Source organism: Ensifer sp. (genome assembly GCF_031989085.1).
Classification (GTDB): Bacteria; Pseudomonadota; Alphaproteobacteria; order Rhizobiales; family Rhizobiaceae; genus Ensifer.
In genome coordinates this window covers 40,298-52,878 of sequence record NZ_DALZXU010000011.1, presented here as the reverse complement: position 1 = coordinate 52,878, position 12,581 = coordinate 40,298, and the positions used below count along the sequence as shown (strand labels likewise).

Annotated in this window: 9 protein-coding genes; 7 read left to right on the top strand and 2 right to left on the bottom strand. The window is 62.7% G+C overall.

Going from position 1 to position 12,581, the window contains the following annotated elements; translation table 11 throughout:
* Nucleotides 1-67: 67 nt before the first annotated feature.
* Nucleotides 68-634, top strand: a complete 567-nt coding sequence (locus tag RTP54_RS28375) for a protein-tyrosine-phosphatase (RefSeq protein ID WP_312367230.1) — start codon at nucleotides 68-70, stop codon at nucleotides 632-634.
* A gap of 270 nt (nucleotides 635-904) precedes the next feature.
* Here RTP54_RS28375 and RTP54_RS28370 read toward each other — a convergent pair whose 3' ends face one another.
* Complete coding sequence (locus RTP54_RS28370) at nucleotides 905-3,223, bottom strand: TonB-dependent siderophore receptor (RefSeq protein ID WP_312367229.1); 2,319 nt, start codon at nucleotides 3,221-3,223, stop codon at nucleotides 905-907.
* 677 nt (nucleotides 3,224-3,900) lie between these two features.
* Complete coding sequence (locus RTP54_RS28365) at nucleotides 3,901-4,326, bottom strand: hypothetical protein (RefSeq protein WP_112833640.1); 426 nt, start codon at nucleotides 4,324-4,326, stop codon at nucleotides 3,901-3,903.
* A 279-nt stretch (nucleotides 4,327-4,605) separates the two neighbouring features.
* Between RTP54_RS28365 and RTP54_RS28360 the strand changes: the two genes are divergently transcribed.
* The 6 genes from RTP54_RS28360 to RTP54_RS28335 all read left to right on the top strand — a co-directional run bounded on the left by RTP54_RS28360 (nucleotide 4,606) and on the right by RTP54_RS28335 (nucleotide 12,521).
* A complete protein-coding gene (locus RTP54_RS28360; RefSeq protein WP_312367228.1) occupies nucleotides 4,606-5,535 on the top strand; it encodes a sulfurtransferase in 930 nt (309 codons plus the stop codon).
* Between the two features lie 109 nt (nucleotides 5,536-5,644).
* Nucleotides 5,645-6,820 carry a YeeE/YedE family protein gene (locus RTP54_RS28355; protein ID WP_312367226.1) on the top strand — a complete coding sequence of 392 codons (1,176 nt, stop codon included), beginning with the start codon at nucleotides 5,645-5,647 and terminating at the stop codon, nucleotides 6,818-6,820.
* A gap of 210 nt (nucleotides 6,821-7,030) precedes the next feature.
* Complete coding sequence (locus tag RTP54_RS28350; RefSeq protein ID WP_312367224.1) at nucleotides 7,031-7,540, top strand: RNA polymerase sigma factor; 510 nt, start codon at nucleotides 7,031-7,033, stop codon at nucleotides 7,538-7,540.
* 108 nt (nucleotides 7,541-7,648) lie between these two features.
* A complete protein-coding gene (locus RTP54_RS28345; protein WP_312367222.1) occupies nucleotides 7,649-8,629 on the top strand; it encodes a FecR family protein in 981 nt (326 codons plus the stop codon).
* A gap of 119 nt (nucleotides 8,630-8,748) precedes the next feature.
* Nucleotides 8,749-11,379: a TonB-dependent receptor gene (locus RTP54_RS28340; protein ID WP_312367220.1), complete on the top strand. Its 2,631-nt coding sequence runs from the start codon at nucleotides 8,749-8,751 to the stop codon at nucleotides 11,377-11,379.
* A gap of 335 nt (nucleotides 11,380-11,714) precedes the next feature.
* Complete coding sequence (locus tag RTP54_RS28335) at nucleotides 11,715-12,521, top strand: PhnD/SsuA/transferrin family substrate-binding protein (RefSeq protein WP_312367218.1); 807 nt, start codon at nucleotides 11,715-11,717, stop codon at nucleotides 12,519-12,521.
* Nucleotides 12,522-12,581: the final 60 nt, after the last annotated feature.

The following is a 12,581-nucleotide window of genomic DNA, read 5'->3' as shown; positions in this document are numbered from 1 at the left end:
GCAGGATTTCACCCGGGCGTGATCGCCCTATCGCAGCTCCAGATACCAAAGGACAATTGTGGCAACGATGACACTTTCTGCTTTGACCATTTGTGGAATTGAAGAACTTCCCGCACAGAAGGATCGAGACGTCACGCACGTGCTGTCCATCCTTGACCCGCAGCATCCCGGCGTCGGCGCGTTCGACAGCTATCCCGCCCACAGCAGAACCACCCTGCACTTTCACGACATCATCGACCCCGAGCCGGGCAAGCTCATGCCGCAGCCCGAGCATATCGAAGCGATCATCCGGTTCGGCGCCGGTTTGGCAGATGCAGGCGGCGAACATCTCCTGGTGCACTGCCACAAGGGGATCTCGCGATCGACAGCCGCCATGCTGACCCTGATGGCGGCCGCCAGCCCTGAGCAGGCGGCTGACGACCTGTTCGCTAGGCTGTCGGAAATCCGCCCGCAGGCGTGGCCGAGTTCGCTGATGGTCCGGCTTGCCGACGAACAGCTTGACCGGCGTGGCAGTCTCGTCGCAGCGCTCCGCCGCCACTACGGCCGGCAGATCGCCGAGAGACCGCACTATGTCGACTTCATGACCGGCATCGGCCGGCGCGCTGAGGTGGAGATGGCAGAGGCGGCGCGCTGACGGCAAGGTTTCTGCCGAGCGGCCGCGCCCAGGATCGCCGCATAAGGCGCCTTGCGTGCTCGTGGCGCATCGGGAAACGGCTAGCACTCGAACATCGCGCGCATCGTCCGGCCGAGTGTTCGCCCCGACGCCCGCGAAAAGCGGCCCCGACATCCGGATAACACATCACCCGCGCATCGGATCTGATACGCGGGTGATGACCGTTTCTGCCTGGGACATTGCGCAAATCGTTCCCGATTTGCGCAATGTCGAAAGTGTTGATCAGGCCGCTCAGAAATCGAACGAGCTGGAGATCATGAAGGTGCGTGGTGCACCGGCGGCAAGGAAGCCGCGGGCAGACGAAGCCCAGTAGTTCTCGTTGAACACGTTCTGAACGGTCGCCCGGATTTCCACTGGCTTGCCGTTTTCGCGTGCGAAGGAATAGCGCGCGCCGAGATCGACCCGCGTCCAGTCCTGCACCTTCTGCGTGTTCTTCTGGTCGTAGTAGGTGCTGCCGGTGTAGACGATGCGACCCGTGAGGGTGAGGTCCTCGACCCAGGGCGTATCGTATTCGCCGTAAAGGCTGATCGCCGTCTTCGGAACGCCGGGGACGCTATTGCCGTCGAGCAAGCCGCCTTGCGTCTTCGCCAGTTCCGCGTCCATGAAGGTAATGCCGCCGAGCAGCCGAACGCCGTCGACCGGTTCACCGTAGGCAGACAGCTCGAGACCACGGTTCACCTGGAGGCCGTCCACCGCGAAGACGGGTTTCGCAACGCCCGGTACAACACTCGTAAAACCGCTTGGCTGCCGGATCTCGAACAGCGCTGCGCTCAGCATCACGTCTCCAAGATCGTACTTGACGCCGATTTCCTTCTGCTTGTTGACGACGGCGGGGAAGATCTGGCCGCTGTTTTCAGCGACAGACGGGGCTGTCAGGCCCTCTGTCAGGGCCTCCACGTAGTTGGCATAGACCGACAGACTGTCGGTCACGTTTACGACGGCTGCAACGGCAGGGCTGAACCGGGAATCCTTAAAGAAATAGTTCCGTTCGCCAACCGGCGCCAATGGAAATCCCGGGCGCGTGTTGAAGGCTTGCGAGCGTATATGCTGGTAGCGCCCGCCAACCGTCAGCTGGAAGCGGTCTTCGGCGAACGAAAGCGTGTCGGAGATCGCAAGGCTGGTGGTCAGCAGATCTGCAAATGGGTGCAGGTCGTTCGAGCGCGGGAGTCCGGCCGTGCTCACGGAACCATCAGGCAGGTAGGTCGGGTTGTAGATGTTGGTCGGGTAGCTCGGGAAACTCAAGGCCCGTGGATTGAAGCGACCGCGGTTGTTCGCGTTGTGCGTCCTGCTCACGGACACGTTGAGCTGGTGACCGATTGCCCCCGTTTCGAAGGCCGAACGGATGCCGACCTCACCCGAAAAACCCTGGATTTCCTGCGGATTGTAGCCGAAATCTACCTGCGCATCACCGGGCTTCGGGCTCACAAGCCTTATATCGCCAAATGTATAGGACGAGCTCAGGAAGTCTTCGCGGTACTGGCTGACGCCGCCGGCAGCGTAGATCGTGGTGTTGTCAAGTACGTCGAACTCGATACGGCCGGCGGCCATATTGTGCTCGCTGTCGTGGTATTCGAACGGATTGGAGGTGTTGATCCGGCCGTCAGGTGCCTTCGGAATCTCGATCCCCGTTGCCGCCGCATTGAACAACGAGGTTGGCGCGTTGAGGTTCTGCTTGGAATGGTTGAGGTCGAGCGATGCGCGAACCCGGTCGCCACGATAGTCGAGGCCGAGCGAAAGCACACCAATCTCGTTCTCGTTGTGATCAAGCGCCGTGTCGCCGCCGCGATAGGAGCCGTTAAAACGCACGCCCCATTCGCCTTCCGGCCCGAAGCGGCGGCCGACATCGAGATGGGACCACAGCTGTGAATCCGAGAGATACGTGGTCGTGAGCCGCGTCAGCGGCTCGTCGGTCGCGCGCTTGGGCACAAGATTGATGGTGCCCCCGACACGGCCGAGGCCACCATTCACCAGGGCGGTCGGACCTTTGAGGATTTCGACCCGCTCGATTCCTTCAAGCGGGCTGCGCCGCGGATTGACGATGTAGAAAAGCCCGTCATAGGCGGTGTCCAGATTGGTCACCGAGAAGCCGCGGATGAAGAAGGAATCGCGTTCGCTGAAGGTCGGCGCGTCCTGGCGCACGGAGGGGTCGTTGATGGTGATATCGGCAATGGACCGGGCCTGCTGATCGCGGATCAGCTTCTCGGTGTAGCCCGTGATGCTGAATGGCGTTTCCTTGACCGGGCGGTTGCCGAGCGCTCCGAGCTGCGCGCCGGTCGCCACCTGGCCACCGGCATAGGGAGCCGAAGGCTGACCGATCGTGCCGGTTTCGGGCGGCTGGCCGCCAGTCTTGCCGACGACCACGATGGCGTCCAGCTTCGTCGTCCCGTTCGCACTGGACGCAGTCTCGCTCTGGACCGCGGCCTTTACCCGATCCGTCCGGCGTGCTTCCTGAGCAAGCGCCGGCACCGCAGATATTGCCAGCAGCGAAACACCGGCAAGAGCGGCGTTGCGCCGTCCGCGCGAAACGAAGTTGAACTTACCCCTCGACATACTCTAACCCCTAAATTCCCTGTTAACGTAAAACTCTTCTGCGGCCGCGCGTGCAGGGCCGATGCCCTCGCTTGCGTTGCAAGCCGACGGTTGTTTGCCAGTCGAATTGACGTGTCTCGTCGAAGGCTATGGGTTCGATTTCGCCATGGTCCGCTTCGCAATGGAGCGGCGGACGTCGCCTTCATGCGCAGTCATGTCTACCGACAGACCGGCCTGGTTCGCAGCAGCTCGCTTCGGCTGAGCGGCAATGCGATGTGTCCCGAAAACGCTGCAAGTGCTGTCTCTGTTCGCCGCTTGCGTTGCGTGGAACGGGGGCGGCGATGACGGGTCGCTCGGTCTGCCGAAACAATCGCGCATCTGGTTGACATGAAAATCGCCGCCTCGAAACTATAACGATACCAATGACATAAAACTTGATTTTTTTAGTAAACTCTTCGCACCTATAGCCGAATTCGATTTGACGTCCATAGACTTCCTGCAGAAACATTGCCGCTTTACGGTAAACCGATCCCTTGTCCACAACCGACGGGGGTGGCGGACGGATCGCGCGGCAGAACACCCGGAAATCAACTCCGAGCCGTCGAAATGCGGGCTGGGCAACTGTGTTTATAGACCGGCTGCGGGTGCAAGCCGGCCGCCCGGGCGCCCATGGAACCAGGGGTCGACGCTCATGGGCATCAGGCTGTCGCCGCTGGCCCGACCGACCTGCCGAAAGCCCGATGTAAAACGCCGGGGTCCCTCAGTATGACGTCGGCGGTGATCGTACCCATGGCGGAAATGCCGTTGCCGGGGTGGCAATGGGGGCCTGTCATATAGAGCCCGCGGATCGGGGATTTGTACTGCGAGTAACCCGGGAAGGGCCGAAAGGCGCCCCATCGCGCCAGGGTGCGCTCGCCGCCGGTCGGGCTGCCATTCACAAAGGAGCGGTTGTCGCGAAACAGATCTTCCGGCGTGTGGACGACGGAGTTGATTATGTTGCCGTCGTCGAGGTTGGTGACGTGCTTGCGCACTTCGCTCAACATCGTCTCGCCGAAGGCTTCCTTCACGTCATCCCATTTTTGGCCTGATCGCAGCTTCGACGGCACCACGGTGTCGAGTGACAAGATGTGTTTTCCCGCCGGTGCCCTGCTTGGATCGCGTATCGTCCAGTTGACATAGACGGGACAGGGCTCGCTCGGGCCTGCGGTCGAAGAACACATCGGTCGCTTCGGCTTTCGAGTAAGCCCATTCGTATAGGAGTGTCTTCCCGTGTGTCGCCGCACTGAGCACAACCTAGAATGTTGATTTAATGTACATTAAATTTATGGAATTTATTTTCTTCAATCTCCGACCACCACAGGCGATGTTCTGATCCGTGATCAGAGCATCCAGGGGAGAATTTCATGACTGCTATTTCGGGCATCAAGGCCCTTTCGGCCATTGTCGTTTCTACAACGCTGTTTGCCGGCTCGGTCCAGGCGTCTGACGCACTCGTCGACGCGACATGGCTGCAGGAAAATCTGGCAAACCCGAAAGTTCGGGTCTTCGAGGTTAGCGTCGACACCGGCGTCTACGAGCGCGGTCACATTCCGGGCGCTGCGCATCTCAATTGGCATACGGATCTCGTCGATCCGCAGAAGCGCGACGTTGCCAGCCGCGAGGCTTTCGAAAAACTGCTTCGCGATGCCGGTGTCGACAAGGACACGACGATTGTTCTTTACGGCGACAACAACAATTGGTTTGCCGCCTGGGGCGCGTGGGTGTTCGAGGTCTATGGTCTCGGCAACCAGGTGAAGCTTCTCGACGGCGGACGCAAGCTTTGGGAAGCCAAGGGGCTGCCGCTCGACACGACCTTGCCGGATCATGCCGATTCGACCCTTGCCCTTGCCGACCGCGACAACTCGGTGCGGGCGCGGTTCGTCGACGTCGTTGCGGTTGCAGAGGGAAAGCATGACATCAAGCTCGTCGATATCCGCTCCGCCGACGAATATGCCGGCAAGATCTTTGCCCCCGAGGGCGTCAAGGAACTTTCTGTCCGGGCCGGCCATATCCCCGGCGCGGTGAACGTACCGTGGGGCAAGATCGTCAACGAGGATGGCACCTTCAAATCGGCCGACGACATCAAGGCGATCTATGCGGAAAAGGGCGTCGACGGCTCGAAGCCGGTCATCACCTATTGCCGCATCGGTGAGCGGTCGAGCCACACCTGGTTCGCGCTGAAGAAGATCCTTGGCTACGACGTGCGCAACTATGACGGTTCCTGGACCGAATACGGAAACGCGGTCGGCGTTCCCGTCAACAACATTGCCGGAACGGTCTGGACCGGCAAGTAGTCGCAGCCTTCAGCCGACGCGGTTGTTGTTGTCCGCGTCGGCGACAGGCACGGCCGGGCGGCCGCCACCAAGGTCCGCCCGCATCGTCGTTTTCAGTCGCAGGATCGCCATGTCCCTCTTCGTGCCGCGTCTCGTTGCCGCCATCATCCTCCTTGTCCTGGTTTTCTGGAGTGTCTGGCTGGCGACGGATGCCGCAGGAAGGACGCTGTCATTTTCGCTTCTGGCAGGCACTGCATTCGGCATCGTCCTGCAACGCGGGCGGTTCTGCTTCCTGTGCAACCTGCGCGATTTCGTCGACAGGCGCGACGCGTCGGGTGTGATCGCCATTCTGGTCGCGCTTGCCGCCGGCATCGTCCTCTATCAGGCCGTGCTGGGTGCCTGGGTGCCGGTGCCGCAGCCCGGCCGGTTGCCGCCGTCAGCGCATGTGGGGCCCGTCGGCATTGTGCTTGCCATTGCAGCCCTGGTGTTCGGGGTGGGCATGGCGCTCTCCGGATCTTGCCTTTCGGCGCATTTCTATCGGCTCGGCGAAGGCGCCTTCGGTTCGCTCGCCGCTCTCGCGGGCGCAGGCCTCGGTTTCCTGATCGCATTTTCCACCTGGGAAAAGCTCTACGTCCTGACCGTCTTCGACGATCCGGCGATCTGGCTGCCGGGCGAGTTCGGCTACGCGGCTGCGAGTGTGCTCGCGCTTGCGGCCCTCGCTGTGATCGCGGTGGCGGTCCTGCGCCATGGAGCGCCGCCGGCCAAAGCCGATGTGCTGGTCGTCTCGCCCATCGACGCCCTGCTGGTGCGGCGCTGGCCGCCGGTCGTTACCGGCCTGATTGTCGCTGCGATCAGCGCCTTTGCCTATCTGCGCGTTGCGCCGCTCGGCGTCACTGCCGAACTCGGCAGCCTCGTTCGCACCGCGGCCGCACCCTTTGGGCTCGCGCCGCAGAGCCTCGTCGGCCTCGATACGGTTCGGGGCTGCATCAGCCTGGTGAAGACGGCCATCCTGTCGCCCAACGGCGTGTTCGTTCTCGCACTGGTGTGCTCGAGTTTCGCCGCCGCGCTGGCGGCCGGGCGCTTCCGTCCCTCATGGCCGGCCCCTGCGGGTCTGCTGGCACGTTTTCTCGGTGGCCTCCTGATGGGATGGGGCGCGATGACCGGCCTTGGCTGCACTGTCGGCGTGCTTTTGTCGGGCATTCATGCCGGGGCGCTATCCGGTTGGGTTTTCCTCGCCTTCTGCACGATTGGCGCCGTCATCGGCCTTGCCGGCATGCGCCGGTTTGCGGCGTGGCGCGGGCGCTGACGGGCCAAGGGGTCTCGTAACACCTTCATAGCGCTTAGCAATTTGCCTCGGCCGCCCACAAAAATATGATTGCAATTCTCATGTATTGAAACTATCAAGCGTGGCGCGATGCGGGGCGAAGCGCTTCCATGCCGATGTCGGTTCCCGGCGCATCGCAGTTGACCGCAATTCCATCCTGCGCCGCCGTCTCGTCGCATCGACTGACCGAAAATGAACCATGAACACTATGACGACTGGCTTACTCTGTATGCGGACCAGCGACGATCCCTTGTCGACTATGCGACCAAGCTGACGGGCCTGCGTGACGTTGCCGAGGACATGGTGCAGGAAGCGTTCACCATCTGCCTGGCGCGCAATGACCGCGACTACAAGATCACCAAGGTCTTTCTCTATACGGTCGTCAAGAACCTGGTGCGCAATCGTCATCGGCATCTTGGCGTGCGGCGGGCCGGGCACCCGGAAGATTATCCGTGGTGGGCGCGATACCAGCGGACGGGCACGCCGGAAGCCCAAGTGCTGATCCTCGAGCGCGCCCGGCTTGCGGCGCGCGCCATCGAGGAACTACCGCCGAGAACGCGCGCCGTGGTCGAGCTCTATCGTTTCGAAGGGCTCACGCTCCAGCAGACGGCCTCGCAGCTCGGCATTTCCGTCGCAACGGCCCATCGGCTGCTGAAGGAAGCGATGGAGTGCCTGTGGGATCGGCTGGATTTCGACGGATAGAGTGCCCATGATGCCGGACACGGAGGCCTCGCCAAACCGCCTGGTTCGGGAGTTCAGCGAAAAGCAGGCGGCCATCGCCCGAAAATTGAGGTCTGGAACCATCGGCCTATGACAGCAAGCACAGCAGAGGACGGCGCTGCCCACCTCAAGGACGAAGCGTTCGAGTGGTTGATCCGGTTGAACGATACGCCGGACGCTCCCGGCTTGCGCGACGAGTTCGAGCGCTGGCTCGCGCGCTCGCCGGCGCATGCCGAAGTCTGGGACAGAGCCTGCGCGATGTGGGCGGCCATGGGGGAGGCCCAAGGTCACCTTCAATCACAAAACGTTTCCGTGCCCACCGTCCCGCATGCGCGCCCGCAACGGCGTTGGATCAGCGGCGCTGTCGCCGGGATCGCTGCTGCCGTCTGTCTTGCCTATATCGCCGGGCCCGCGCTGCTGCTGCAATGGAGTGCGGACTACCGAACGCGGACCGCCGAGACCCGGGAGGTCATCCTTGAGGATGGCAGCCGGATCGAACTTGGGCCTGAGAGTGCCTTCGCGTCGGAGTTTACGGCCGGATCGCGAACCGTGCGATTGCTGGCTGGCGAAATCTACCTGGACATTGTCCATGACGCATCCCGGCCATTCCACGTGGTATCTCGCGATCTCGACGTTCGCGTGCTCGGCACGGCCTTCAATGTCAGGGTGAGCGAGGAGGGGACGCAAGTTGGCGTGGAGCGTGGGGAGATCGAAGCCAGGGGCGCTGTGGCCGGCCATGCGATCGACGAAACGCTTGCACCCGGTGACCTGGTCTCCGTCGACAGGCGGACCGGCGAAACCCGCAGGGAAGCGATCGCACCGGATGCCATCGGGGCGTGGCGCAGTCAGCGCCTGATCGTTTCGGACGCGACGATCGGGTCGGTCATCGAGCAGATTGGCCGTTACCACCCATCCTGGATCGTTGCCCCGGATCAAGGCTTCGCAGACAGGCGCGTGACCGGCATTTTCACGCTCGCGGATCCCGACAAGGCATTGCTGGCGCTGGTAGCGCCGCATGGCGGAAAGGTCAGGAAGATATCGCCCTACATGCGGGTCGTGACCGGGTTCTGAAAAATCTTTCTGTAAAAATTCAACTTTTCGCGTTCGTCGCGAAAAAAATCGACGTGCCAAGTGTTCCACATTTGAAGGTGCCGGGCTGAGGCGCCAGAAATGGGGAGACGACGGACACAATGGCGTTCAAGACAGTTCATCGCAAGATCGCAACCAGGCACGAAAGAGCGCGCGTTGCGCTCTTCCTGGCCTCGACCGCCATGGTCCTGGCGTTGGCCGTCCCGCGCGCCGCAGCGCAAGCTGAGCCGGCGCCATCGGCGGCCGCACAGCAGGGCCAGATCAAGACCTTCGACATTCCCGAACAACCGTTGAGCCGCGCGCTTCTCGCCTTCAACCGCCAATCGGGCGTCCAGGTCTCGCAGGTCTCCGGTGCGGTTGCGGGCGATGTCACGGCGCGTGCCGTTGCCGGCCGCATGACGGCTGCCGAAGCGCTCCGGCGTTTCCTGAGCGGCACCGGCATCAGCTTTCGGTTCGTCAGCGCCGACGTCGCGGTGATCGATGCAACGCTGCCGGGGCACACCAGCTCAGGCATAGACGATGGCTCGACGGTACTCGATCCCATTGTCGTCACGGGCAGGGGCATCTCCGGCGAACAGACGTACACGACGCCTGCCGAGTACTATGTCGTTGACGCCGAGATGCTCGAGCGCGTGCCGGTCACCAGCCCCGGAGACATCCTGAAAGGCGTGCCGGGGGTTCTCGCCAGCAACAACCGGTCATCACCGGCCATCGAGCCGATGATCCGCGGCACGCAGGGATCAGGCCGCATCGCCCTGATCGTCGATGGCGTCGAGAATTCCTCGCATACCTACAAGGGCTACTCGGGCAACGCGCAGAACTTCTACATCGATCCCGACTTCATCAGTGGCTACACGGTGGACAAGGCCACCTCGCGCAAGGGCGGCGATGCCATCAGCGGCACCATCGAGATGCGCACGGTCGAGGCCGACGAACTGATCTTCGGCGACAAGAACTGGGGTGTGCGCACGCAGGTCGGCGTCGGCAGCAACGCCGACGACGGAAGCCGCTACGACAGCTGCACGCAGGCGCCATCGCTGCAGCCGGCGCATTGCCCCAGGCCCGCGTTGTTTCCCTTCGATCCGGCTGTGCGCAAGGGCATCCCGGATCATGACTATTCCACCAGCGTTGCCGCCGGTTGGCGCGCAAACGACATCTTGTCCTTTGTCTTCGGCTATTCGCACCGCGAATCCGGAAATTATAGTGCCGGCAGCAATGGCACCCTGATGCGCAAGTACCTGATGCCGCCGGGTTTCCCCGAGATGCCGGCGGTGCCGATCACCGCCTACGAGCCCGGCGCGGAGATTTTTGGCACCTACAACAAAAGCGACAACACCCTCTTCAAGACCAGGGCTGAACTGGAGGACGGTCACGAATTGTCACTGGTGTTCAGCCGGATGGACATCTGGAACGGCAATATCCGCAGCGCCGGCAACATGGCCGGCGGATTCGATCCCTATTACCACCCGGCAACGACGGAGCAGAACAATGTCGGCCTGGAGCATCGCTGGAACCCGCAGGAAGGCGGCCTGATCGACCTGCGCACCAAGCTCTGGCGCGGCAAGCTCGAAGAGCACCGGTTCTTGACCGGCCTGTCACGCGAAACGTCAAACACCGGCATATCGGTTGCAAACACCAGCCTGTTCAGCATCGCGGACCACGAGGCCCAGCTCGATATCGGCATCTACGGCGCAAGAGAGGATCTGAAGGGAGAGCGCGGCCTGCCTGACAGCGCGTTCGGCGGCGACTGGCAATTCGCCGAGGGGCGGATGGACAGGCTTTCCACGTTCTCGACCCTTGCTGTGGACGTGACGTCCTGGCTGCGGCTCGAGGGTGGCGTGCGCAACGATCGCGCGCATTTCAGCCGCAACCTGCCGGATCCGCTGCCTGCCAACGACAGCGGTGTCGATGATGCCCGCTACTCGGCCACCACCGGACATGTGCGCGCCGCGTTCGATCTGCCCTTTGAGGGCGCCGCCGGCTACGTGGGTTACAGCGAAGGCTGGCGTGCGCCGTCGATGCGCGAGATCGGGTTGTTCGGTGCCAACCCCGACGGTTCCGCCATCCGCCCGGAACGCAAGCGCGGCATCGAATTCGGAGCGAGCTATTCCGGCAACGACGTCTTTCGCGACGGCGATTTCCTGGGCGGCAAGCTCGGCTACTTCGACAACCGCTATACCGACTATATCACCGGCAACGGCTTCATCCCCGGCTATGCCAACATGCCGAGCCTGACGCATCGCGGGCTTGAGCTATCGCTGCGCTATGACGCGAACCAGTTTTATGCCGAATACGGGCTGACCCATTATCTCAAGGCCGAGATCTGCGGCTCGCCGCACGCGCCGGAACTCAACGATATGGTCGGCTGCGACGGAGGCTATGGCGCGCTCGGCGATATCATCGGCATTCATGCGGTGCCGAAGAACCTGCACAACCTGACTGTCGGCGGCCGCTTCTTCGATGAGGCGCTGGATGTCGGCATGCGCGTGACCCATGCGACCGACACGGCCTTCAATCTCAAGGTCCTGGGCAGCACCAGCGTCGAGAACTTCGCGCCGCCCTTCACCACGGTGGACCTCTATGCCAAGCACAAGATCAACGACTGGGTGCAACTGGCCGTGAGCGTCGAGAACCTAACCGACCGCTTCTATCTGGACGCAGCGACCGGTGTCGCCAACGCAGTACCGGCGCCCGGCCGGACATTCCGGATCAGCCTTACCAATCGGTTCTGAAACCTGGCAACGACGCAAATGGGGGTGTGGCGCGATCAAGCGACGCGCCCTTACCCTTCGCGGCGCTGGCGCGCCTGTCTGTCTCGGTCGATCGTCGATCAGACAGAACTGCGTGCGCTGGAATGGCATTCTCTGCGGCACCTGGCGGCGCGCTGGGGCGGGAGCGTCAGTGCCCGTATCCGCGCCGCCCGTCCGATGGCCGAGCTTTGGTGCACGCGGGCGGTCGTTTGGCCAGGCAGGACGCTCTGGATATCCGGGCGGCGACAACGGCTGCGTGTTGAAGTTTAATTCTATGTAATGCATAGGTTTCCGGCGTATCATTCCGGAGTGCGGTCATGCCCGTTGCCAGCCTTGCCATGTATGTCAGCCCGCCGCCGCTCTACGAGGCGACGCGGCTGTTCTGGCGCGCGCTCGCACAGCGCATTCGCGGCCATGGCCTGGAGGCGCCCGAAGCACTCGACGAGGATCTTCACTACGACGAGGCCTGGCTCCGCCCGGATCTGCTGTTCGGCCAGACCTGCGGCTATCCCTATGTCCGGCAATTGCGCGGGAAGGTGCAACTGGTCGCGACCCCCGTTTATGGCTTTCCCGGCTGCGACGGCCCGCTCAATGGCAGTTTCATCGTCGTCAATACCGGTTCGTCGGCGACATCGATCGCGGATTTGAGAGGCGGTCGCGCGGCGATCAACGCGTCGGGCAGCAATTCCGGCTACAACCTGTTTCGGGCTTTCGTGGCGCCTCATGCGGTGGATGGCCGGTTCTTCGCCAGCGTCCTGCAGACGGGCGGGCATCGCGCCAGCATGGAGGCGGTGTCGAGCGGGGCTGCGGATGTCGCGGCGATCGATTGCGTGACCTTCGGCAACACGCAGCGCTTCGAGCCCGATCGTGTCGCCGGTCTCCGTATCCTGGCAGAAACGGCCAAGGGACCCGGCCTGCCTTTCATCACGGCCGCATCGACTCCGGCCAGAGACCTGGTGATCCTGCGTCGCGCGTTGGCGGAAACGATCGCCGACCCGGCCCTTGCCGAGGTTTGCGACACCCTCTCGCTTCAAGGCATCAGCCTGCTCGGCGATGCCGATTACGAGACACTCGCCGCATTCGACCGGGATGCCGCGGGCCGGGGCTATCCCACGCTCGCCTGAAGTGCGGCCGGCAATTTGCCGGCCAGCGGATGACCGCATCAAGGCGCTTCGCGGGCACTC

Bases quoted from the DNA above. Each gene is read 5' to 3' on its own strand.
- RTP54_RS28375 (WP_312367230.1), top strand. From the start codon at position 68: ATGACACTTTCTGCTTTGACCATTTGTGGAATTGAAGAACTTCCCGCA.
- RTP54_RS28370 (WP_312367229.1), bottom strand. From the start codon at position 3,223: ATGTCGAGGGGTAAGTTCAACTTCGTTTCGCGCGGACGGCGCAACGCC.
- RTP54_RS28360 (WP_312367228.1), top strand. From the start codon at position 4,606: ATGACTGCTATTTCGGGCATCAAGGCCCTTTCGGCCATTGTCGTTTCT.
- RTP54_RS28355 (WP_312367226.1), top strand. From the start codon at position 5,645: ATGTCCCTCTTCGTGCCGCGTCTCGTTGCCGCCATCATCCTCCTTGTC.
- RTP54_RS28350 (WP_312367224.1), top strand. From the start codon at position 7,031: ATGAACCATGAACACTATGACGACTGGCTTACTCTGTATGCGGACCAG.
- RTP54_RS28345 (WP_312367222.1), top strand. From the start codon at position 7,649: ATGACAGCAAGCACAGCAGAGGACGGCGCTGCCCACCTCAAGGACGAA.
- RTP54_RS28340 (WP_312367220.1), top strand. From the start codon at position 8,749: ATGGCGTTCAAGACAGTTCATCGCAAGATCGCAACCAGGCACGAAAGA.
- RTP54_RS28335 (WP_312367218.1), top strand. From the start codon at position 11,715: ATGCCCGTTGCCAGCCTTGCCATGTATGTCAGCCCGCCGCCGCTCTAC.